The 23,860-nt window shown below is 45.7% G+C and carries 18 protein-coding genes and 1 other RNA gene; all 19 read left to right on the plus strand.

Features of this window, described 5'->3' with window-relative positions; translation table 11 throughout:
* The first annotated feature begins 165 nt into the window (after nt 1–165).
* The 19 genes from rnpB to carA all read left to right on the plus strand — a co-directional run bounded on the left by rnpB (nt 166) and on the right by carA (nt 23,853).
* Nucleotides 166–557: RNase P RNA component class A (rnpB, locus tag A6D97_RS14945), an RNA gene on the plus strand.
* Nucleotides 558–785: 228 nt separating this feature from the next.
* Complete coding sequence (gene rsmH / locus A6D97_RS14950) at nt 786–1,736, plus strand: 16S rRNA (cytosine(1402)-N(4))-methyltransferase RsmH (RefSeq protein WP_017062902.1); 951 nt, start codon at nt 786–788, stop codon at nt 1,734–1,736.
* Nucleotides 1,737–1,739: 3 nt separating this feature from the next.
* A complete protein-coding gene (gene ftsL, locus A6D97_RS14955) occupies nt 1,740–2,057 on the plus strand; it encodes a cell division protein FtsL (RefSeq protein WP_017062901.1) in 318 nt (105 codons plus the stop codon).
* A complete protein-coding gene (locus tag A6D97_RS14960) occupies nt 2,054–3,811 on the plus strand; it encodes a penicillin-binding transpeptidase domain-containing protein (RefSeq protein ID WP_065584708.1) in 1,758 nt (585 codons plus the stop codon). The genes ftsL and A6D97_RS14960 overlap by 4 nt, the downstream gene beginning before the upstream one ends.
* Before the next feature lie 18 nt (nt 3,812–3,829).
* Nucleotides 3,830–5,314, plus strand: a complete 1,485-nt coding sequence (gene murE, locus A6D97_RS14965; protein ID WP_065584709.1) for a UDP-N-acetylmuramoyl-L-alanyl-D-glutamate--2,6-diaminopimelate ligase — start codon at nt 3,830–3,832, stop codon at nt 5,312–5,314.
* Nucleotides 5,314–6,687, plus strand: a complete 1,374-nt coding sequence (gene murF / locus A6D97_RS14970; protein ID WP_017070828.1) for a UDP-N-acetylmuramoyl-tripeptide--D-alanyl-D-alanine ligase — start codon at nt 5,314–5,316, stop codon at nt 6,685–6,687. Before murE ends, murF begins: the two co-directional genes overlap by 1 nt.
* A complete protein-coding gene (mraY, locus tag A6D97_RS14975) occupies nt 6,684–7,766 on the plus strand; it encodes a phospho-N-acetylmuramoyl-pentapeptide-transferase (RefSeq protein ID WP_017059284.1) in 1,083 nt (360 codons plus the stop codon). The genes murF and mraY overlap by 4 nt, the downstream gene beginning before the upstream one ends.
* A gap of 57 nt (nt 7,767–7,823) precedes the next feature.
* Nucleotides 7,824–9,140: a UDP-N-acetylmuramoyl-L-alanine--D-glutamate ligase gene (gene murD / locus A6D97_RS14980; RefSeq protein ID WP_065584710.1), complete on the plus strand. Its 1,317-nt coding sequence runs from the start codon at nt 7,824–7,826 to the stop codon at nt 9,138–9,140.
* Between the two features lie 22 nt (nt 9,141–9,162).
* Entirely contained in the window at nt 9,163–10,359 is a 1,197-nt protein-coding gene (gene ftsW / locus A6D97_RS14985) for a cell division protein FtsW (protein WP_065584711.1), read from the plus strand.
* Nucleotides 10,360–10,371: 12 nt separating this feature from the next.
* On the plus strand, nt 10,372–11,433 hold the full coding sequence (gene murG / locus A6D97_RS14990) for an undecaprenyldiphospho-muramoylpentapeptide beta-N-acetylglucosaminyltransferase (RefSeq protein ID WP_017062898.1): 1,062 nt from the start codon (nt 10,372–10,374) through the stop codon (nt 11,431–11,433).
* Between the two features lie 13 nt (nt 11,434–11,446).
* Complete coding sequence (gene murC, locus A6D97_RS14995) at nt 11,447–12,907, plus strand: UDP-N-acetylmuramate--L-alanine ligase (protein WP_065584712.1); 1,461 nt, start codon at nt 11,447–11,449, stop codon at nt 12,905–12,907.
* Nucleotides 12,908–13,098: 191 nt separating this feature from the next.
* The gene (locus A6D97_RS15000) at nt 13,099–13,878 is read left to right on the plus strand and encodes a cell division protein FtsQ/DivIB (protein WP_017087509.1); all 780 of its coding nucleotides are present in this window, start codon (nt 13,099–13,101) and stop codon (nt 13,876–13,878) included.
* Entirely contained in the window at nt 13,871–15,139 is a 1,269-nt protein-coding gene (ftsA, locus tag A6D97_RS15005) for a cell division protein FtsA (protein WP_010434747.1), read from the plus strand. Before A6D97_RS15000 ends, ftsA begins: the two co-directional genes overlap by 8 nt.
* A 31-nt stretch (nt 15,140–15,170) precedes the next feature.
* Nucleotides 15,171–16,400 (plus strand): cell division protein FtsZ, encoded by a 1,230-nt coding sequence (gene ftsZ / locus A6D97_RS15010; RefSeq protein ID WP_017059291.1) that lies wholly within the window; start codon nt 15,171–15,173, stop codon nt 16,398–16,400.
* Between the two features lie 96 nt (nt 16,401–16,496).
* On the plus strand, nt 16,497–17,414 hold the full coding sequence (lpxC, locus tag A6D97_RS15015) for a UDP-3-O-acyl-N-acetylglucosamine deacetylase (protein WP_065584713.1): 918 nt from the start codon (nt 16,497–16,499) through the stop codon (nt 17,412–17,414).
* A 390-nt stretch (nt 17,415–17,804) separates the two neighbouring features.
* Nucleotides 17,805–20,531 carry a preprotein translocase subunit SecA gene (secA, locus tag A6D97_RS15020; RefSeq protein ID WP_017066234.1) on the plus strand — a complete coding sequence of 909 codons (2,727 nt, stop codon included), beginning with the start codon at nt 17,805–17,807 and terminating at the stop codon, nt 20,529–20,531.
* Between the two features lie 348 nt (nt 20,532–20,879).
* Nucleotides 20,880–21,278: an 8-oxo-dGTP diphosphatase MutT gene (gene mutT / locus A6D97_RS15025; RefSeq protein WP_017062897.1), complete on the plus strand. Its 399-nt coding sequence runs from the start codon at nt 20,880–20,882 to the stop codon at nt 21,276–21,278.
* Between the two features lie 92 nt (nt 21,279–21,370).
* Nucleotides 21,371–22,195 carry a 4-hydroxy-tetrahydrodipicolinate reductase gene (dapB, locus tag A6D97_RS15030; RefSeq protein ID WP_020628676.1) on the plus strand — a complete coding sequence of 275 codons (825 nt, stop codon included), beginning with the start codon at nt 21,371–21,373 and terminating at the stop codon, nt 22,193–22,195.
* Nucleotides 22,196–22,698: 503 nt separating this feature from the next.
* Nucleotides 22,699–23,853: a glutamine-hydrolyzing carbamoyl-phosphate synthase small subunit gene (carA, locus tag A6D97_RS15035; protein ID WP_010434758.1), complete on the plus strand. Its 1,155-nt coding sequence runs from the start codon at nt 22,699–22,701 to the stop codon at nt 23,851–23,853.
* Nucleotides 23,854–23,860 lie beyond the last annotated feature (7 nt).

The raw sequence follows: 23,860 nt of genomic DNA on the forward strand, positions 1-23,860 counted from the left end.
TAAGTCGCTAGAGTGCTATTTTAAAGCTTGTGAGGAATGAAGGTCGTCCCTTCATTCCTCTTTTTTTGTCTGGATTGTGTGAAATTCATGCGTTTACTTAGCGGTTTGCAGCATATTTGTGATCTCGCTAGACACTGCACTCTAATCTCTATACAATCCGCCCTCGGAGTTGAACGGGTAATCGCTGCTTTGCTGATGTCCTTCGGGAGACTGGTAGAGGGGAGGAACGTCCGGGCTCCATAGAGCAGGGTGCCAGATAACGTCTGGGGGGCGCGAGCCCACGACAAGTGCAGCAGAGAGAAGACCGCCGATGGCCTCATTTCTTCGGAAGGGGCACAGGTAAGGCTGAAAGGGTGCGGTAAGAGCGCACCGTGCGACTGGCAACAGTTCGTAGCAAGGTAAACTCCACCCGGAGCAAGATCAAATAGGCCCTCACATTGCGTTGCTCGCGTATGGGGGCGGGTAGATTGCTTGAGCCTGTGAGCGATTGCAGGCCTAGACGAATGGTTACCGCCGCGCAAGCGGAACAGAACCCGGCGTATGTGTCAACTCCACCTATATAAAGAACCCATCATTACTTAACGGTAGTGATGGGTTTTTTGCTTTATATTGACGTAAATTATTTAGATTTCCTTAGAATCCTTCATCCTGATATGAGCTTGGGTCAAAAATTCCCAAAGCCTATACACAATATGGTGGAGATACGGCGTGAAATCAGTACACTAAAACGTTAATAGAACAAATTATTGCCGAACTAATGGCTCAATCCACTCACTGAGAAGACTATGACAGAAGCATTCAAACATATTTCAGTATTGCTTAACGAATCTATTGACGGACTTGCGATCAAACCTGACGGTACCTACATCGATGGTACTTTTGGCCGTGGTGGTCACAGCCGTACAATCCTGTCTAAACTGGGCGAGAATGGACGACTCTTTAGTATTGACCGCGATCCACAAGCGATTGCAGAAGCGCAAAAGATTGATGACCCTCGTTTTACGATTATTCACGGCCCGTTCTCAGGTATGGCTGAATATGCGGAGCGTTATGACTTAGTCGGTCAAGTGGATGGTGTGTTACTGGATCTAGGTGTTTCTTCACCACAGCTAGATGACGCTGAGCGTGGCTTTAGCTTCATGAAAGACGGTCCGCTTGATATGCGTATGGACCCAACAACCGGTATTCCTGTCTCTCAGTGGTTAGTTGAAGCCGATCTTGATGACATCACATGGGTTATTCGTGAGTTCGGTGAAGACAAACACGCTCGTCGTATCGCGAAAGGCATCATTGCTTATCAAGAGAATGAAGAGAACGAACCACTAACGCGCACTGGTCAGTTGGCTAAGCTTATCTCGGATGTAGCTCCAAAAAGCTTCAAAGAGAAAAAGCACCCAGCAACACGTGCTTTCCAAGCCTTCCGTATCTACATCAACAGTGAACTTGAAGAGATCGATACAGCCCTGAAAGGCGCAGCAAGCATTCTTGCTCCTCAAGGCCGTTTGTCTGTTATTAGCTTTCACTCTCTTGAAGACCGCATGGTGAAGCGCTTTATCCGTAAAGAGAGCCAAGGTCCGCAAGTACCACATGGCCTGCCACTAACAGAAGAGCAGATCAAAGCGCTAGGCAGTGCTGATCTTAAGCCTGTTGGTAAAGCGATCAAGCCTTCTAAAGATGAAGTGGATGAGAATACTCGTTCGCGTAGCTCAGTATTACGAATCGCAGAAAAGCTATAGTCAATGAAGACCTCCAAACCTAACTTAGCCAAGATAATATTTTTTGATTTGATCTCCGTGGGTAAAGTCCCATTGGTGCTGCTTATCTGTATCTTCGCGAGCGCGATGGGGGTCGTTCTCACGACACACATGTCACGTCAGGCAATCACGCAAAAAGACATGGCATTGAGTGAGCGTGAACAGCTTGATAATGAATGGCGAAATTTAATGCTTGAAGAGACGGCTCTGGCTGAACATAGCCGCGTTCAAGCATCGGCAAAACGAGAGCTAGACATGAAACGTCCAGACTCCGACAAAGAAGTTGTGATCACACTGAAATGACCGGAAAAAAGGAAAAAGCCCCCGCGAAAGCCGTTAAGAAACCAACGAAAGAGCGAGTGAAGAGCGAAAAGGACTCGGATCCAATTCTGATTAAATGGCGTTTCAACGTCGTTATTGCTTTTGTGTTGGTTGCCTTTTCTGTACTAGTAGGTCGTGTGGCTTACATCCAAGTCATTGAACCAGATAACTTAATTCGTCAGGGCGACCTTCGTTCTGTACGTGTTAAGGCTATTCCTTCTGCCCGCGGTATTATTTCAGACCGCAATGGCGAACCACTTGCCGTCAGTGTGCCTGTTGAGGCGGTATGGGCTGACCCGAAAACCATCTTCGATAAAAATGGCATGGCCCAAATTGATCGTTGGTACGCGTTAGCCGATGTACTTGGCTTAGAGCGACAATCGATGATCGACAAGATCTCTAGCAACAAATCCCGTCGATTTATTTACCTGCAAAGACAAGTTAGCCCAGCAATGGCGAAATACATCCGCGACTTAAAGCTGGTGGGTATTGGTCTTAAAGCAGAATCACGTCGTTATTACCCAGCCGGTGAAGTCAGCGCGCATCTTATTGGTGTGACCGGAATTGATGGACACGGCCTAGAAGGTGTCGAGCGCAGCTACGATAAGTGGCTCACGGGTGAAGCAGGTAAACGTACAATCCGTAAAGACCGTTACGGGCGAGTAGTTGAAAACATTGCACTAGAAGAGCGTGAAGAAGGTAAACCACTCGAGCTAACGATCGATCAACGATTACAAGCGATCGCCTACCGAGCGATTAAACAGGCGGTAGCCGATCACAAGGCGACGTCTGGATCTGCCATCTTATTAGACGTAAAAACGGGTGCGGTTTTGGCCATGGTTAACGCACCGTCTTACAACCCAAACAATCGTGCTGATTTACAAAGCTTTAAGATGCGTAACCGCGTGATCACCGATGCTTTTGAGCCAGGTTCGACGGTTAAGCCGTTTGTTGTTCTTGCCGCTCTCGAAAATGGTACCGCGGATGCTGATACTGTAATTGATACGGGTAACGGCATCATGCAAATCGGTGGTAGCCGTGTACGTGATACTTCCAAAGTTGGTAAGGCAGACTTGGCGTTAATCCTTAAGAAGTCGAGTAACATCGGTGTGGCGAAGTTAGCACTGGATATGCCACTTGAAGCGCTACTGGGCATGTACAGTTCTGTTGGTCTTGGCGAGATGTCTGGGCTGAATCTAGTCGGTGAGACCGCGGGTATTTTCCCGAACCGTCGACGCTGGTCTAAGTTTGAAATCGCTACCTTATCCTTTGGTTATGGTCTAGCGATTACTCCGCTGCAATTGGCTCATGCCTATGCGACGTTAGCGAATCACGGTGTTTACGAACCTATCCATATCGTTAAAAGCAACGACCAAGATTTCTCAAAACAGATCATCAAGCGCGAAAATGCTGAGTTGGTTTTGAACATGCTAGAAGGCGTAACCCAAAAGGGCGGTACAGCGACAAGAGCTGCCGTGCCGGGTTACCGAGTAGCAGCAAAAACAGGTACATCTAGAAAAGCGATTTCCGGTGGTTATGGAGACGAGTACTTCGCCTATACCGCAGGTGTTGCTCCAGTGAGTGACCCAAGAGTCTCTTTGGTTGTGATGATCAATGAACCTCAAGGTGACCTCTACTATGGTGGCTCGGTCGCAGCCCCTGTTTTTTCTGAAATCATGAAGGGCGCACTGCAAATTCTGAATGTCCCTGCTGATGAAAACAAGTTTCAAGAATAGAGCCAATCAGGATTCAATATGAGTAATAGCCTCACGCTGTCATCTTTACTTTCTCCTTGGGGTGACTTTAGTTCACCTGAGCTGGATGCGATTGCCGTTGAACAGTTGGAGTTGGATAGTCGTGCCATCAAAGACGGCGATATTTTTGTTGCTGTAGTTGGGCATGCTGTTGATGGCCGTCGTTTCATTGACAAAGCGGTCTCACAGGGAGCCAATGCCGTTATCGCACAAGCTGATGCTGAAAAGGCCCATGGTCTGATTGAGTGGTTGGATGCTGTTCCGGTTGTTTACATTAAAGACCTTAACTTGGTGTTATCTGAGTTGGCCGGTCGTGTTTACTCGTCTCAGGCGACTAAGCTGATTGGTGTTACCGGCACCAATGGCAAAACCACTATCACCCAATTGATTGCTCAGTGGCTAGATTTAGTCGGCCAACGCTCTGCGGTAATGGGCACCACGGGTAACGGTTTTCTTGACAACCTTAAAACGGCGGCGAATACGACCGGTAGTGCGATTGAAATACAACGTACGCTGAGTGAGTTAGCGGAAGAAAACGCGGCTTACACAGCGATGGAAATCTCTTCTCATGGTTTGGTTCAAGGCCGAGTAAAAGCTTTGGATTTTGAGGTTGGCGTATTTACTAACCTGAGCCGAGATCACCTGGATTACCACGGTACGATGGAAGAGTACGCGTTGGCTAAGAAGAGCCTGTTTACTCAACATAAATGCAAACATGCAGTGATCAATGTAGATGATGAAATAGGCAAGGCATGGATGTCAGATTTGTCCAATGCAATAGCCGTTTCATTGCTTCCGTTGTCTGGTTACCAACAGTCGGTGTGGGCATCTGATGTCGCTTATGCAGAAACAGGCATTCAGATGTCTTTTGATGGTAGCTGGGGACAAGGCGATCTTTCGGTTCCATTAATTGGTCAGTTCAACGCATCAAATGTACTGGTTGCCTTTGCGAGCTTGCTGTCATTAGGTATCGATAAGCAAATCTTGGTCGACACTGCGCCTCAGTTGCAACCTGTGATTGGTCGTATGGAACTGTTCCAAGTGCCGAACAAAGCAAAAGTGGTTGTCGATTACGCGCATACGCCAGACGCTTTAGAGAAAGCATTGGCAGCACTACGTGTACATTGCTCTGGAAAGCTATGGGCAATCTTTGGCTGCGGTGGTGATCGAGATACAGGCAAGCGCCCTATGATGGCGGTTACCGCAGAGCAGTTCGCCGATAACATTATTATTTCAGATGACAACCCTCGCAGTGAAGACCCGGCATTGATTGTTAAAGACATGCTGGCAGGTTTAAGTGAGCCTGAAGTCGCCTTTGTTGAACACGATCGCTTTCAGGCGGTTAAGTTTGCTCTAGAGCAGGCGGGTAATAACGACATTATTCTTCTGGCAGGTAAAGGCCATGAGGATTACCAAGTATTGAAAGACAAAACGATCCACTATTCGGATCGAGAGTCAGCACTACAACTTTTAGGTATTTCATAATGATTGATGTATCACTCGAGCAGATCTGCTCAGCGGTGTACGGTCAGCTGATAGAGGCTGGCAAATCGAGCAATAGTTTGATCAATGCGGTTTCTACCGATACTCGCACCGTTGAAGAAGGTGCACTGTTTGTTGCTCTTGTAGGTGAACGTTTTGATGCGCATGATTTTTGTGGTCAGGCTGTTGAGGCCAATGCGAGTGCGTTATTAGTTCAACGAAAACTTGACCTAAATATTACTCAAGTTGTTGTTGAAGACACTAAACTTGCTTTAGGTCAGCTAAGTGCTTGGATCCACAAACAATGTAACGTGCCAACCATGGCGATAACAGGAAGCTGTGGCAAAACGACCGTCAAAGAGATGGTCGCGAGTATTCTACAACAACGTGGCAAAGTGCTGTTTACAGCGGGTAACTTCAATAATGATATTGGAGTACCACTAACCTTGCTGCGCAGTGAACCCAATGACGACTATGCCGTGATAGAACTGGGCGCGAACCACATTGGTGAAATTGCCTATACCACGCAGCTTGTGAAACCACAGGTGGCCTTAGTGAATAACGTTGCTGCCGCGCATCTAGAGGGCTTTGGCTCAATTGATGGTGTTAAACAAGCGAAAGGCGAAATTTTTCAGGGGCTTGCTGCTGGTGATACTGCTATTGTTAACCTAGAGAGCAATGGTGGTGACTTCTGGAAAGATGTGCTTGCAGACAAAAACGTACTGACCTTTTCTGAAAGTGATGACACGGCGGATTACTTTTCGACGAATATTCGCATCAACGAGCAGGGTGAAGCTTGCTTTGATATGCAGACCCCGCAAGGCGCTATCGATGTCGAACTTGGCATTATTGGTCAGCACAATGTAGCCAACGCATTAGCCGCAGCAGCACTGAGCATTCAATTCGGTGCCACGCTTGCAGAAATTAAAAGCGGTTTAGCGAATCTTATCTCAGTTAAAGGCCGAGTTGAGGTTCAACAATTAAGTCAGAATATCAAGCTGATAGATGACAGTTACAACGCCAGTGTACCGGCAATGAAGGCTGCAGCTAAATTGTTGTCGAGCTTCAAAGGTCAGCGTTGGTTGATTTTAGGCAATATGGCTGAGTTAGGCGATGAAAGCCTTGCACTTCACCGTCAAGTCGGTGAATATGCTGCCCCATTCGCTTTTGAGCATGTACTCACTTACGGTGATGATACCAAGGTGATTAGTGAAGTGTGTAACGGCACTCACTTTGCAACGCATGAAGCGATGATCGCGCACATAGAGCAGCACTTGAGCTTGCCAGAAAACGCGCCACATACCTTGTTGGTAAAAGGCGCCAATAGTGCAGGAATGAGTAAAATAGCCGCTGCTTTAAAGGAGAACTTTTCATGATAATTTGGCTTGCAGAGCTACTACAGCCACACTTTTCTTTTTTCCGTTTGTTCGAATACTTATCGTTTCGTGCAATCGCGAGCATTTTGACGGCTTTATGTCTGTCGCTGTGGATGGGACCTCGTTTAATTGAGCGTCTGCAAATGCTGCAAATTGGCCAAGTTGTTCGTAATGACGGCCCAGAATCTCACTTCAGTAAGCGTGGTACACCAACCATGGGTGGTGTGATGATCCTTGCTGCGATCATCATTACGGTCTTACTTTGGGCTGACTTATCAAACCCTTACGTTTGGGCCGTACTTGTCGTGCTAGGCGGTTACGGTGCAGTTGGTTTTGTTGATGATTATCGTAAAGTCGTTCGTAAGAACACTGATGGCTTGATTGCGCGTTGGAAGTACTTCTGGCAATCGGCTATTGCATTGGTTGTGGCGTTTGCTCTGTATGCTCATGGGCAAGACACTGCTGCGACACAATTAGTGGTGCCTTTCTTTAAAGATGTGATGCCACAACTTGGTTTACTGTACATTGTTCTAACTTACTTTGTTATTGTGGGTACCAGTAACGCGGTAAACCTAACTGATGGCCTAGATGGCTTGGCGATTATGCCAACGGTTATGGTTGCTGCGGGTTTTGCTGTTATCGCTTGGGCGACAGGTAACGTTAACTTTGCAGCATACCTACACATTCCATACATCCCATACACCTCTGAACTGGTGGTGGTATGTACTGCTATCGTTGGTGCAGGCCTTGGCTTCCTATGGTTTAACACTTACCCAGCACAAGTATTCATGGGCGATGTTGGCTCTCTAGCACTGGGTGGTGCGTTAGGTGTGATTGCGGTACTCGTTCGTCAAGAGTTGGTACTAGTGATCATGGGTGGTGTGTTTGTAATGGAGACTCTGTCAGTGATTCTGCAGGTGGGCTCTTACAAATTGCGTGGTCAGCGTATTTTCCGCATGGCACCGATTCACCACCACTATGAACTTAAAGGTTGGCCAGAGCCGCGTGTTATCGTGCGTTTTTGGATAATCTCAATGGTATTAGTACTGGTTGGCCTAGCGACACTGAAAGTTCGTTAATCCTGTATGAGCCTCTGAATAGGGGCTCTTTAAAACTATTAAGAGCATCTTGTTTAAATGGAACGTTGGCAAAATATTCAAAATGTAGTGGTTGTGGGGCTCGGTATTACCGGGCTCTCTGTCGTTAAACATCTCGTAAAATATCAGCCCCATACTTGCGTAAAGGTAATTGATACGCGAGAGCTACCACCAGGAAAGGAATCTTTGCCTGAGTCGGTTGAGCTGCATTCTGGAAGCTGGAATAGCCAATGGCTAGCTGAGGCTGATCTGGTGGTTGCTAACCCAGGCATTGCTTTAGCGACACCTGAAATTCAAGATGTGCTTCAAGCGGGTACGCCTGTCGTTGGCGACATCGAGCTGTTTGGTTGGGCTGTAGATAAGCCTGTTGTGGCGATTACTGGTTCAAACGGTAAGAGTACCGTGACTGATCTGACTGGTGTGCTTGCTAAGGCTGCTGGGCTTAATGTTGGCGTTGGCGGCAATATTGGCATTCCTGCCCTAGACCTTCTAGAACTTGATGCGGATTTATATGTCCTTGAACTTTCAAGTTTTCAGTTAGAAACTACATCGAATTTAAAACTTGCCGCTGCGGCATTCTTAAATCTGTCTGAAGATCATATGGATCGCTATCAAGGCATGGCTGATTACCGTGAGGCCAAGTTAAGAATCTTTAATAACGCGCAGTGTGCGACTGTTAATCGTGAAGACAAAGAGACTTACCCTGACCAGACAATGCCATTGTTGACTTTTGGCCTAGATAACCAAGAGTTTGGTGTATCAACGATTGATAGTACTGAGTGGTTGGTCGATCACGGTAAACCTGTCCTTGCTACCCAAGATTTAACATTGGTTGGACGTCACAATGTGGCGAATGCGTTAGTCTCACTTGCACTATTGAAGCAAGTTGGTATCGACTACAGCAAAAGTCTTGATGCTTTGAAGGCCTATAACGGTTTGACGCATCGTTGCCAAGTCGTGGCTGACAAGCGCGAAATCAAATGGGTTAATGACTCCAAAGCAACGAATGTAGCCAGCACATTGGCAGCCCTGTCTGGGTTGGAGTATCAAGGTACGTTATATCTTTTGGTTGGCGGCGTTGGTAAAGGTGCTGACTTTAGTGAGCTTGAACCAGTATTGGCGCAACTTGAGCGTGTTCAGCTGTGTTGTTTCGGTGAAGATGCAGATCAATTCATGCCTCTGCACCCATCGGCACAAAAGTTCGATACCATGCAGCAGATAATCGAATCTATCTCGCCACAGCTGGTGGCTGGAGATATGGTGATGCTGTCTCCGGCGTGCGCAAGCTTCGATCAATTTAATAATTTCATGGCAAGAGGTGATGCGTTCACTGAGCTTGCTCATGAGTATGCTTAACGTGTTGAAGGACTAACATTCAGTGCAAAGAGTCAAAGAGATTAATCAATCCATCTGGCAGTGGCTAAACCGTGCTACTCCCGAGGCGCTTTACGATCGTCAATTGGTGTGGATTGCTCTTGGGCTAATGCTGACAGGTTTGGTGATGGTGACGTCTGCTTCGTTCCCCATCAGTGCTCGTTTAACCGATCAGCCGTTTCACTTTATGTTCCGTCATGCCATCTTCCTTGTATTGGCGTTAGGTGTCTCTAGCGTCATATTGCAAATCCCGATGCAACGCTGGTTTCAATACAGTATGTATCTACTGGGCTTGTCCTTCTTCTTGCTGATTGTGGTATTAGCCGTCGGTAAGTCGGTTAACGGCGCATCGCGTTGGATCCCATTAGGGCTATTTAACTTACAACCCGCTGAAGTCGCCAAGTTATCGCTGTTTATCTTTATGGCGGGCTACTTGGTTCGGAAGCAAGATGAAGTGAGAAAAACCTTCTTCGGTGGTTTTGGTAAACCGATCATGGTATTCGGCGCTTTTGCCGTGCTGCTGCTAGGCCAGCCCGATTTAGGTACTGTGGTCGTAATGCTAGTGACCCTGTTCGGCATGCTATTCATTGCTGGTGCCAAGCTTTCACAGTTTATCGCCTTGATGGTGGCAGGTATTGCCGCGGTCGTCGGTTTGATTGTTATAGAACCTTATCGTGTTCGACGTGTTACCTCATTCTGGGAACCTTGGAACGACCCGTTCGGCAGTGGTTACCAGTTAACTCAGTCATTGATGGCGTTTGGCCGTGGTGATTGGATGGGGCAAGGGCTTGGTAACTCGATTCAAAAACTCGAATACTTACCAGAAGCGCATACCGATTTTGTATTTGCTGTGTTGGCTGAAGAGCTTGGCTTTGTCGGTGTTACCTTAGTATTAATGTTGATCTTCAGCTTGGTGTTAAAAGCCATTCTGATAGGTAAAAAAGCCTTTGAACACGATCAAGTGTTCAGCGGCTATCTGGCTTTTGGTATTGGTATTTGGTTTGCGTTTCAGACGCTTGTTAACGTAGGTGCTGCATCTGGCATCGTTCCGACCAAAGGTCTAACCCTACCGCTAATCAGTTATGGTGGTTCGAGTTTAATTGTTATGTCTGTGGCGGTATCAATGCTGCTGCGCATTGACCACGAATGCCGAATGCAACAAAAAGAACAAGCTGATAGTCAAAACGAATTAGTAGAATAAGAATCTAACGTGATGAAACAAAACAAAAAACTTTTAGTGATGGCTGGTGGTACTGGCGGTCACGTTTTCCCAGGGTTAGCAGTAGCGAAAAAGCTTCAGCAACAAGGTTGGGAAATTCGCTGGTTAGGCACAGCAGACAGAATGGAAGCGGATTTAGTGCCAAAGCATGGCATTGAAATCGACTTCATCAAAGTGAAAGGCCTGCGTGGTCAAGGCATTAGCAAGTTAATTAAAGCGCCGTTCCAGATTATTAATGCCATACTTCAAGCAAGACAACACATTAAAGCATGGCAGCCTGATGTGGTACTTGGCATGGGTGGTTACGTGAGTGGCCCGGGTGGTATCGCGGCATGGTTGTCTGGCATTCCAGTGGTTCTGCATGAACAAAATGCAGTGGCAGGTTTAACCAACCAATGGCTGTCTAAGATTGCTAAAAAGGTTTTCCAAGCTTTCCCTGGTGCGTTTCCTACTGCAGAAGTGGTGGGTAACCCAGTACGCGAAGATGTGGTTGCCTTAGCTGAACCCGAGCAACGCATGGCTGAGCGTGATGGTGACATCCGCATCTTGGTTATGGGCGGCAGTCAGGGCGCAAAAATCCTAAACGATACCTTGCCAGTAACGATGGCGCAGCTTGGTGAAGGCTTCACTGTGATGCACCAAGCGGGTAAGAACAATCAACAACAAGTTATTGAGCAATACAAATCACATTCTGTTGGTAATGTTCAAGTGACTGAATTTATTGATGATGTGGCGCAAGCTTATGAGTGGGCAGATCTATTAGTGTGTCGCTCAGGTGCATTAACCGTATCAGAAGTGTCTGCGGCAGGTGTCGGTTCTATCTTCGTTCCGTTTATGCACAAAGACAGACAACAAGCGTTGAATGCCGACCATTTAGTTGAATGTGGCGCAGCGTTAATGATTGAACAGCCTCAACTAACGGCTGATAAGCTAGCGAACACTATCGCGCAGCTTGATAGAAATGAATTAAAAATGATGGCAACAAAAGCTCGTCAAGCCGCCAAGCTTGATGCTGATGTGACCGTCGCTGAAGCGATTAAAGCTTTAGCAAAATAATGAGATTGAATTGATGACGATTGAACATACCCAAGACTTAGCGCAAATCCGTGCAATGGTGCCAGAGATGCGCCGTGTTAAATCTATCCACTTCATTGGTATTGGTGGTGCCGGAATGAGCGGGATTGCTGAAGTCTTGCTAAATGAAGGCTACCAGATCACGGGTTCTGATATTGCTCAAAACCCAGTGACTGATCGTTTAGTTAGCAAGGGTGCGACCGTTTATATCGGTCACCAAGCGAGTAACGTTGCCGACGCAAGTGTGGTGGTTGTTTCAACCGCTATCAACGAAGAAAACCCAGAAATTATTGCAGCTCGTGAAGCGCGCACACCGATCGTTCGTCGTGCAGAAATGCTGGCTGAGCTGATGCGTTTTCGTCACGGTATTGCTGTGGCAGGTACGCACGGTAAAACAACCACGACTGCGCTAGTGACACAGATTTACTCGGAAGCCGGCCTAGATCCAACCTTCGTAAACGGTGGTTTGGTGAAAAGTGCAGGCACAAACGCACGTTTAGGTTCAAGCCGTATCCTTATCGCTGAAGCTGATGAAAGTGATGCGTCATTCTTACATCTGCAACCTATGGTTAGTATCGTGACAAACATTGAAGCGGATCATATGGATACCTATGGCGGCGATTTCGAAACGCTAAAGCAGACATTTATCGATTTCCTACACAACCTGCCGTTCTACGGCCAGGCTGTGATGTGTGTAGATGATCCTGTTGTACGTGAACTTATCCCTCAGGTGAGCCGCCAAGTGATTACTTACGGCTTCTCTGAAGACGCAGATATTCGTATTAAAAACTACGTACAAGAAGGTCAACAAGGCAAGTTTACGGTTGTACGTGAAGGTAAAGCTAACTTAGATATCACGTTGAACATTCCAGGTCGCCACAACGCATTGAATGCATCGGCTGCGATTGCTGTTGCAACAGAAGATGACATCAGCGATGAAGCGATTCTCAAAGCGATGGCGGGAACGGAAGGCACGGGTCGCCGTTTCGATCACCTAGGTGAGTATGAAACAGGTAAAGGCGTTGCAATGCTGGTCGATGATTACGGTCATCACCCAACCGAAGTTGATGTGACGATTCAAGCTGCTCGTAGTGGCTGGACTGATAAACGTCTTGTTATGATCTTCCAACCGCACCGTTATAGCCGTACTCGCGATCTGTATGATGATTTCGCGAACGTTCTTGAGCAGGTTGATGTCCTAATTCTGTTAGATGTTTATTCTGCAGGTGAGAAACCTATTGCAGGGGCTGACGGACGTTCATTAAGTCGAACTATTCGTGGGCGTGGTAAGATAGACCCAATCTTTGTTGCCGATATCAACGCACTGCCATCGGCTTTAGCCAACGTAATTCAAGGCGGTGACCTTGTTTTAACGCAGGGTGCAGGCGATGTTGGTCGAGTAGCGAAGCAGTTGGAATCGTTACAGTTAGACATTAATAAGATGCAAAACGCGTAACAGAATACTGTATACAGACTGTGGTTGATCGCTCACTTCTTGCGATTGACCTAAAATTGACCAAAAATCTTATTATCAACGTTTGATAGTTTGATTTTGCTCAGTATAATTCATAGGTTAAAGTAAGTGCTTTTACCTCTATTACGAAGATAGGGAATAGAATTGCGAACCAACGACAGGGAATGCGGGCTTTGGTAGAAAGTACTTTTAGCGAAAACCGCCACCTATTCAGTTTACCATCGCTAAAGAAACACGCTGTAGGCGGGTCTTTTTTTGTCATGGTACTGCTATTCATTGGATTTCTTTTCTATACCACACTGACTTGGATGTGGGACGATCAGCGATTGCCTCTCTCCAAAATAGTACTTCAAGGCGACTTAACTTACGTAACTGCTGGTGATGTTCAACATGCCTTTGGCGAGCTAGAGCATATTGGAACGTTCATGTCGCAAGACATCGGTGTGTTGCAAGACAGTTTAGAAGCGTTACCTTGGGTTTCAGTGGTGTCCATTCGTAAGCAGTGGCCAGACACAATAAAAGTATTTTTGACTGAGTATCATGCAGCAGCAATCTGGAACGGTAACATGCTGTTGAATGATAATGGTCAGGTGTTTAATGGTGATATCGGTCTTTTGAAGGGCGATCGAGTCAAGCTTTACGGCCCAGACGGCACCAGCCAAAAAGTGATAGAAAAGTGGCGACAAATAACTCCTTTGATTAACAATCTAGGGTTAACCGTTACCTCTCTCGTTCTCAATGAGCGTCGCGCTTGGCAAATAATCCTAGATAACGGTATCCGTTTAGAACTAGGTAAAGATTCTTTAGATGAGCGTGTTGAACGCTTCATTTCGCTTTACAACGAACTTGGTAGTAAAGCGAATCAAGTGAGCTACATCGACCTCAGGTATGATACGGGAGCCGCTGTAGGCTGGTTTCCAGAGCAAGAGTTAGAAGAGAGCACAGATGACTAAGACCGCAGATGACAACATAATCGTTGGTCTTGATATAGGCACTGCGACCATATCAGCTCTGGTTGGTGAAATATTGCCTGATGGTCAAATCAATATCATTGGTTCTGGGCAAAGCCCATCCAGAGGTATGGATAAAGGTGGTGTAAACGACCTAGAGTCGGTAGTTAAGTCGGTTCAGCGAGCTATTGATCAAGCAGAGTTGATGGCGGAATGCCAAATCAGCAATGTATTTATCTCGCTATCGGGTAAACATATCGCAAGCCGAATTGAAAAAGGCATGGGCACTATCTCTGATGAAGAGGTGTCTCAAGACGATATGGATCGAGCGATCCATACCGCGAAATCAATTAAAATAGGTGATGAGCAGAGAATTCTGCACGTGATCCCACAAGAATTTACCATTGATTATCAAGAAGGGATTAAGAACCCACTTGGCTTATCTGGTGTTCGAATGGAAGTCAGTGTTCACCTAATTTCTTGCCATAGCGACATGGCGAGAAACATTATTAAAGCTGTTGAACGATGTGGTCTCACAGTAGAACAAATCGTGTTTTCAGGACTTGCCTCAAGCAATGCGGTAATTACTGAAGACGAGAGAGAGCTTGGAGTATGTGTTGTCGATATCGGTGCGGGTACAATGGATATTTCCATTTGGACTGGCGGCGCACTTCGACACACAGAAGTCTTTTCCTACGCAGGAAATGCAGTAACCAGTGATATTGCCTTCGCTTTCGGCACGCCAGTGAGCGATGCTGAAGAGATAAAAGTAAACCATGGTTGCGCTCTGAGTGAACTCGTAAGCAAGGATGACTCTGTTAACGTCCCAAGTGTTGGTGGTCGCCCATCGAGAAGTTTGCAACGACAAACTTTGTCGGAAGTGATTGAACCACGTTACACTGAACTTATGGGTCTCGTTAACCAAACTATTGATACGGTTCAATTACAGCTACGAGATGAAGGTATTAAACACCACCTTGCAGCTGGCGTCGTTCTCACTGGTGGAGCGGCACAAATTGACGGATTGGTAGAGTGTGCGGAACGTGTTTTCCGCAATCAAGTTCGAGTTGGTAAGCCGTTAGAAGTTAGTGGCTTAACTGACTATGTTAAAGAGCCGTATCATTCTACGGCGGTTGGTTTACTTCATTACGCAAGAGATTGTCAGATCAGTGATGAAGGTGATTACAGCGAACCTAAGCGTTCAGCACCTTCTATGTCTGGTTTATTTGGCAAATTGCGTAATTGGATACAAAAAGAGTTTTAACCTGAGTTGCAGGAAAAAACGGAGATAACACATGTTTGAACCGATGATGGAAATGTCTGACGATGCAGTAATTAAAGTCGTTGGAGTTGGTGGCGGTGGCGGTAACGCTGTTGAGCACATGGTACGTGAATCAATCGAAGGCGTAGAATTCATCAGTGTTAACACTGATGCACAAGCACTTCGTAAAACAAGCGTGAGCAGCGTGATCCAAATTGGTGGTGATATCACTAAAGGTTTGGGCGCTGGTGCAAACCCACAAGTAGGCCGTGATGCAGCTCTCGAAGATCGAGAAAGAATTAAAGAAGTTCTAACTGGCGCCGATATGGTATTTATCGCAGCTGGTATGGGCGGTGGTACTGGTACAGGTGCTGCTCCAGTTATTGCTGAAGTTGCGAAAGAGTTGGGTGTGCTAACGGTTGCTGTTGTAACTAAGCCATTTAGCTTTGAAGGCAAAAAACGTTTAGCGTTTGCTGAGCAAGGTATTGAAGAGCTTTCTAAACATGTGGATTCTTTAATTACGATTCCAAATGAGAAGCTACTTAAAGTACTTGGCCGCGGCGTAACTCTGCTAGAAGCTTTCGCAAGTGCCAATGATGTACTTAAAAACGCTGTACAAGGTATCGCTGAGCTAATTACTCGCCCTGGTATGATTAACGTCGATTTCGCGGATGTTCGCACCGTAATGTCTGAGATGGGTCATGCAATGATGGGTAGCGGTATCGCAAAAGGTGAAGACCGTGCTGAAGAAGCTGCTGAAACGGCAATTTCTAGCCCACTACTAGAAGACATCGACCTAGCTGGCGCACGTGGCGTTCTTGTGAACATCACAGCAGGCCTAGATATGCGTCTAGATGAATTCGAAACAGTAGGTAATACAGTTAAGGCATTCGCATCTGATAACGCAACAGTTGTGATTGGTACTTCTCTAGACCCTGATATGACGGATGAAATCCGTGTAACTGTTGTAGCAACAGGTATTGGCACAGAGAAAAAACCAGACATTACATTAGTTGCTGGTGGTAAAGCTAAGGTTGCACCAACTCCTCAACCACAGGTAGCGGCTCAAACTGCACCAAAAGTGGAAGAGAAAGTGGCACAACCATTGCAAGAAAAAACTGAGGTTAAACCTCAAGTTAAGCCGCAGCCAACAACGTCACCTGTTTCTTCAGGTACAGGCGCTAGCCAAAGTGCAGCACCTAAGGCTGAGAAAGAGAGTGGATACTTAGATATTCCAGCATTCTTACGACGTCAGGCTGATTAACAAATACCCAAAATTTGACTATCGTCGAATTAATGGTAAAATTCGCGGTCGGTAAATACTGACCGTGATTTGTAGCACTGATAACGAGGCAAGCAGATGATCAGACAACGTACTCTGAAAGAAATTGTGAAAACAACTGGTGTGGGTCTCCACTCTGGTCGTAAAGTCACACTTACTCTTCGCCCGGCAGCTGCAAATACAGGTATTGTTTATCGTCGTACAGATGTAAATCCACCTGTAGATTTCCCAGCTGATCCAGCGTCAGTTCGTGACACTATGCTATGTACAGCTCTTGTTAATGACGAAGGCGTACGTATCTCTACAGTGGAACACCTTAACGCAGCTTTAGCGGGTATGGGCATCGACAACATTATTGTTGAAGTAGATGCACCTGAGATCCCAATTATGGATGGTAGCGCAAGCCCATTCGTATACTTGCTACAGCAAGCGGGTGTAGAAACACTGAATGCAGTGAAGCGTTTTATTCGTATCAAAAAGCCTATCCGTTTTGAAGATGGCGATAAGTGGGCAGAATTTGTTCCATTTAACGGCTTCCGTATGGACTTTGAGATCGACTTTAACCACCCAGCTATTGAATCTGATGAGCAACGTTTGTTGTTTGATTTCTCTTCACAAGGTTTTGTGAAAGAAATTTCTCGCGCTCGTACTTTCGGCTTCATGCGCGACATTGAGTATCTACAATCTCAAAACCTAGTACTTGGCGGTAGCTTTGATAATGCTATCGTACTGGACGAATACCGAATTCTTAATGAAGAAGGTCTACGTTTTGACAATGAGTTCGTAACTCATAAAGTACTAGACGCGATTGGTGACTTGTACATGTGTGGACACGCTATTATTGGTGAGTTCCGTGCATACAAATCAGGTCACGGCCTAAACAACCAACTACTACGTGCAGTACTTGCTGACGCAGAAGCTTGGGAATGGGCAACATTCGAAGAAGAAGTAGGCTCTCCTGTTGCATTTGCTGAGCCAGGAATGGTTCTAGCGTAATTGTTGTTTACAGCAATATAAGATTTCGAAAACCAGGTCATTGACCTGGTTTTTTTGTATCTATTTTCCAGATACAGTGTCGTCAACATCCGAAAGTTGTCTCCCAATGAGCTGCAGTCTGGCTAATCCATCAGCAATTAGAAAGAAAAGTTCCAAGCACATCAAACAAATGGGGTTATAAATGGTTGTTGGTGTGAAAATTACTTACACTAAAGGGCATTAATTTTAACTCAAGCCTTGAAAACTCTACTCTCAAGTACAATATCAAAGATACTAGATTTATCTCAGTATCCTTGGTTAGTAACTGAAGACTAGTTCATAGCTAGTAGAGACACTGACGGCATTTAAAATAGATCGCGGACGATCTGAGAACGAAGAGATTCCAAGCACATGATTACTAAGCTGCTGACAAAGGTAATTGGCAGTCGCAATGACAGAACACTGCGCCGCCTTAGAAAAATTGTAAAAGAAATTAATAACTACGAACCAACGTTTGAAGCTCTTTCAGACGAAGAGCTAAAAGCAAAAACGGTTGAGTTTCGTGAGCGCTTAGATAAAGGTGAATCGCTAGACCAACTTCTACCTGAAGCATTTGCTACGGTACGTGAAGCGTCTAAGCGTGTTTACGGCATGCGTCACTTTGACGTGCAAATGATTGGTGGCATGGTTCTAAATGCTGGCCAAATTGCAGAAATGCGTACTGGTGAAGGTAAGACTCTTACAGCAACCCTACCAGCTTATCTTAACGCCCTACCTAGCAAAGGTGTTCACGTAGTAACGGTGAACGACTACCTAGCGAAGCGTGATGCGGAAACAAACCGCCCATTATTTGAATTCCTTGGTATGACTGTTGGCGTAAACGTGCCAAACATGGCTCCACCAGAGAAGAAAGAAGCGTACCAAGCGGATATCCTATACGGAACAAACAACGAGTTTGGCTTCGATTACCTACGTGACAACATGGCTTTCCGTGCTGAAGATCGTGTTCAACGTGAGCGCTTCTTTGCTGTTGTCGATGAGGTTGACTCAATCTTAATCGATGAAGCTCGTACTCCACTTATTATCTCTGGCCCAGCTGAAGATAGTTCAGATCTTTACACGCGTATTAACACGTTGATCCCTAACCTTGAGCGCCAAGATAAAGAAGATTCTGAAGAGTACCGTGGTGAAGGTCACTACACCATGGACGAGAAATCGAAACAGGTTCACCTGACTGAAAACGGTCAAGAATTTGTAGAAGAGCTAATGGTCAAAAACGGCCTGATGGAAGAGGGTGACACGCTTTACTCTCCAACTAATATCAGCCTATTGCACCATGTTAATGCAGCGCTGCGTGCACACGTACTGTTTGAGAAAGACGTCGACTACATCGTTACTGAAGAAGGCGAAGTGGTTATCGTTGATGAACATACTGGTCGTACTATGCCAGGTCGTCGTTGGTCTGAAGGTTTACACCAAGCTGTTGAAGCTAAAGAAGGTGTGAAGATTCAGAATGAAAACCAGACGCTAGCATCGATTACATTCCAGAACTTCTTCCGTCTATACGAAAAACTGTCAGGTATGACAGGTACAGCCGATACAGAAGCTTTCGAATTTCAGTCTATCTACGGCCTAGAAACAGTGGTTATCCCAACCAACAAGCCTATGGTTCGTAACGATATGCCAGATGTGGTTTATCGTACCGAAGAAGACAAGTTCAATGCGATCATTGAAGACATCAAAGACCGTGTAGCTGCTGGTCAGCCATCATTGGTTGGTACGGTTTCTATCGAGAAGTCTGAACTACTGTCTAACGCACTGAAAAAAGCAAAAATTAAGCACAGCGTTCTAAATGCTAAATTCCACGAAATGGAAGCAGAGATCGTTGCACAAGCTGGTATGCCGAGTGCGGTAACTATCGCAACTAACATGGCTGGTCGTGGTACCGATATCGTATTAGGTGGTAGCTGGCAGGCACAAGTTGAGAAGCTAGAGAATCCAACCAAAGAGCAGATCGAGAAGATCAAAGCTGACTGGAGAGTAATCCACGATAAAGTGCTTGAGTCAGGTGGTCTGCACATCATTGGTACTGAGCGTCATGAATCTCGCCGTATCGACAACCAGCTACGTGGTCGTTCTGGTCGTCAAGGTGATGCGGGTTCTTCTCGTTTCTACCTATCAATGGAAGATTCTCTGCTACGTATCTTCACATCGGATCGTATGGCTGGTCTTATCCAAAGTGGTATGGACGAAGGCGAAGCGATCGAATCTAAGATGCTTTCTCGCTCAATTGAAAAAGCACAACGTAAAGTTGAAGGTCGTAACTTCGATATTCGTAAGCAGCTTCTTGAGTACGATGATGTAGCCAATGACCAACGTAAAGTGGTTTATGAGCTTCGTGATGAACTGATGAGCTCTGACGATATCAGCGAGATGATCGAACACAACCGTGAAGATGTATTGGCATCAGTGATTGATGAATACATCGCACCTCAGTCTCTTGAAGATATGTGGGATATCGCGGGTCTGCAAGATCGTCTTAAGAATGACTTCGATCTAGACTTTGATATTCAAGGTTGGTTAGACGAAGACGACAAGCTTTATGAAGAAGCATTGCGTGAGCGTATTCTTGCTATGGCGGTTGATTCGTACAAACAGAAAGAAGAAGTGGTTGGTGCTCAAGTACTGCGTAACTTCGAGAAATCTGTGATGCTACAAACGCTAGACGGCCTTTGGAAAGAGCACTTGGCTGCGATGGATCACCTTCGTCAAGGTATCCACTTACGTGGCTATGCTCAGAAGAACCCGAAACAAGAGTACAAGCGCGAGTCGTTTGAACTGTTTGAAGGCCTACTAGATGTACTGAAAACAGACGTTGTTACCATCCTTTCTAAAGTGCGCGTTCAGCAACAAGAAGAAGTTGAAAAGATGGAAGCTCAACGTCAAGCTCAAGCTGAAGAAGCGGCGCGTCGTGCACAAGCGCAACATGCAACAGCTGAAAACCAGCTAGCTGACGATGAAGCTGAAGCGGCATCTCCACAAACGGTAGTGCGTGACGAGCGTAAAGTTGGCCGTAACGAGCCATGCCCATGTGGTAGCGGTAAGAAGTACAAGCAGTGTCACGGTAAAATCGCGTAAGTTTAATGAATCGTTGCTGTAGCGCATGATAGCTGCGTTGGTGGTACTCACTTACAGTCGTAAGCTCCGTTCCACCGCCTTGCTCTCATACACTACAACTTAGCTTCATAAAACTGACAAATAGAATATAAAGAGTCGCTTAGGCGGCTCTTTTTGTATGTAAATTTCATGGCTTACTTTGTTACGCAAGGAAGTTGTCATTCCCTATAGCGAGGAGTGAGCGTAGTAGGGAATCTTGTTTAGTTAGGCTCGCGTAGTTTTAGATCCCCAACTCAGTCGTTCCTCTTTCTTGAGGATGACGTATTTAGGGACTATGTGAGTTCAGCGTTTTATTAAGGAACACCATCAATGAAAAGAATCCATATCGTAGCGGGTATTATCTTCAATCAAGATAAGTCACAGGTCTTTATCACTAAGCGTCCAGATGACAAGCACAAAGGTGGCTTCTGGGAATTTCCAGGTGGCAAGGTTGAAGAGGGCGAAACTATTGAGCAAGCGATGACTCGCGAGCTTGATGAAGAGGTCGGTATCAAGGTGACCGAGCAGTCTCTGTTTGAGCATCTTGAATTTGATTACACGGATAAGTCACTTAAGTTCGATTTCATTCTCGTGACTGATTTTGAAGAGCAGCCTTATGGTAAAGAAGGTCAGCAAGGTGAATGGGTAAGCCTAGAATCATTGAATCAATACGCCTTCCCAGAGGCAAATGTGCCAATTTTAGAGCGAGTAATAAAAGAGTTTTCGTAATTGCTAGCCTGAGTTTGAGATTGTTGTTAGTTTAAAGAGATTAATCGATTGAACGTTGCTGCAAGAGATAAGTGGCAACGGTAACCAAAACAATGGAGATATTCGCAGTGGTAAGAATTGCAATTGCAGGAGCAGCGGGCCGCATGGGCCGCAACTTGGTGAAAGCCGCTCATCATAATTCAGAAGCAAGTGTTGGAGCTGGTTCTGAGCGTCCAGAGTCATCTTTGGTCGGCGTAGATGTCGGCGAGTTATGCGGTGAAGGTCGTTTTGATGTTGCTTTAGTCGATGATTTGTCTAAAGCCATCGAAGAGTTTGATGTGATTGTCGATTTTACTGCCCCTGTTAGCACATTAGCGAATATTGAACTTTGTAAACGTCACGGTAAAAAACTGATCATCGGTACAACGGGCTTCTCTGAAGAAGAGAAGCAGGTGATTGATGCTGCTTCAAAAGAGATGGCTATCGTAATGGCACCTAACTACAGCGTTGGTGTGAACCTGGTCTTTAAGCTGCTAGAGAAGGCCGCTAAAGTGATGGGCGATTACTGTGATGTCGAGATCGTTGAGGCTCATCACCGTCATAAAGTCGATGCACCGTCAGGTACTGCGATTGGTATGGGCGAAGCTATTGCGGGTGCTATGGGCAATGAGCTGAACGATGTAGCTGTATGGTCACGCGAGGGTATTACTGGCGAGCGTACTAAAGATGAGATTGGTTTCGCGACGATTCGTGCCGGTGACATTATTGGTGAACACACCGCTATGTTTGCTGATATCGGTGAACGAGTGGAAATTACCCATAAAGCCACTGATCGAATGACCTTTGCTAATGGCGCAATCAAGGCCGCGGTTTGGTTAAATGATAAACCAGCAGGCTTTTATACCATGACGGATGTGCTTGGTTTGAATGACCTATAAATAGATATTTATGCGCTGGCAATTGCCGGCGCTTTCTTTATTTGGTGCATTTTCCTTAGTAATCTCACTTCTCCGATCTTCCTTCTACTTTCTTCTTATCGCCTTTTTGACTCCATTTCTATGCTGTTTATGTGGTCTTTAGTGTGTTTTTTGTTTTAGATCTTTAAATTATCATGTTTTCCCTTGGTATTTATCGATTGCGTTTTGTTGCTGATATTTTTATCACTCTATGGTTGGCTAAAATGAGGAGTGAAAATTAGAAAATCGTAATATTCGAGCTAAATGCGCATGAAAGTTGAACTTTTGGAGCTTTGAGGGGGTAAATTGAATTAGTCCTTACAAATGTTTAATTTCTTTTGAGTTAAATGTTGACACGTATCACGCAGATCACTAAAATACCGCCAATTTGTCTAATTTCCATAAACACGCAGTTTTTGGTGTTGCAGGAAGGTAGATTTGCAAATTAAATCAATTTTAATGCATTTTTATTTCTGGAGGTTGTCTTGAAAAAGTCAGCACTACTCGTCCTAGAAGATGGGACAGTATTTCACGGTGAAGCCATTGGCGCTGTAGGTTCTGCAGTTGGTGAAGTCGTTTTTAATACCTCGATGACGGGGTACCAAGAAATCCTCACTGATCCTTCCTATTCTCAACAAATCGTTACCCTTACTTACCCTCACATTGGCAATACCGGAACCAATTCCGAAGACGAAGAATCTTCTTCAATCCACGCTCAAGGCCTTGTGATTCGCGATCTCCCTCTAATCGCTTCTAACTTCCGTAATGAACAATCCCTTTCTGATTACCTTAAGTCGCAAAACGTTGTTGGTATCGCTGATATTGATACTCGTAAGTTGACGCGTATTCTTCGTGAAAAAGGCGCACAGAACGGTTGTATTGTAGCTGGCTCTTCAGTAAACGACGGAAACCTAGACGAAGCTTTGGCTCTAGCTAAAGCAAAAGAATTCCCTGGCCTGAAAGGTATGGACCTTGCGAAAGAAGTTACAACAAAAGAAGCGTATCAATGGAAACAAGGTTCGTGGACGCTTACGGGTGGACTTCCTGAAGCGAAAGCAGACTCAGAATTGCCATACCACGTTGTTGCTTATGACTTCGGTGCAAAACGAAACATCCTACGAATGCTTGTTGACCGCGGCTGCCGCCTAACGGTTGTTCCTGCTGAGACTTCAGCTGAAGAAGTACTTGCTCTGAACCCAGACGGTGTTTTCCTTTCAAATGGCCCTGGTGACCCAGAACCATGTACTTACGCAATTGAAGCGACAAAAGTGTTCCTAGAAAAAGGCTTACCAATCTTCGGTATCTGTCTAGGTCACCAGATTCTTGCTCTTGCGTCAGGCGCTAAGACAGTGAAGATGAAGTTTGGTCACCACGGCGCAAACCACCCGGTTAAAGATTTAGATCGTGATGTTGTGATGATTACTTCGCAAAACCACGGCTTTGCTGCTGACGAAGAAACCCTTCCAGAGACACTACGTGCAACGCACAAATCACTATTTGATGGTTCTCTACAAGGTATTCACCGTACAGACAAACCAGCATTCAGCTTCCAAGGTCACCCTGAAGCAAGCCCAGGTCCAGAAGACGCAGCGCCGTTATTCGACCACTTTATTGAACTAATCAAACAGCACACAGCGTAATTCGGAG

The sequence above is a fragment of the Vibrio sp. ZF57 genome, from assembly GCF_001691235.1.
GTDB classification, from domain to species: Bacteria; Pseudomonadota; Gammaproteobacteria; order Enterobacterales; family Vibrionaceae; genus Vibrio; species Vibrio crassostreae_C.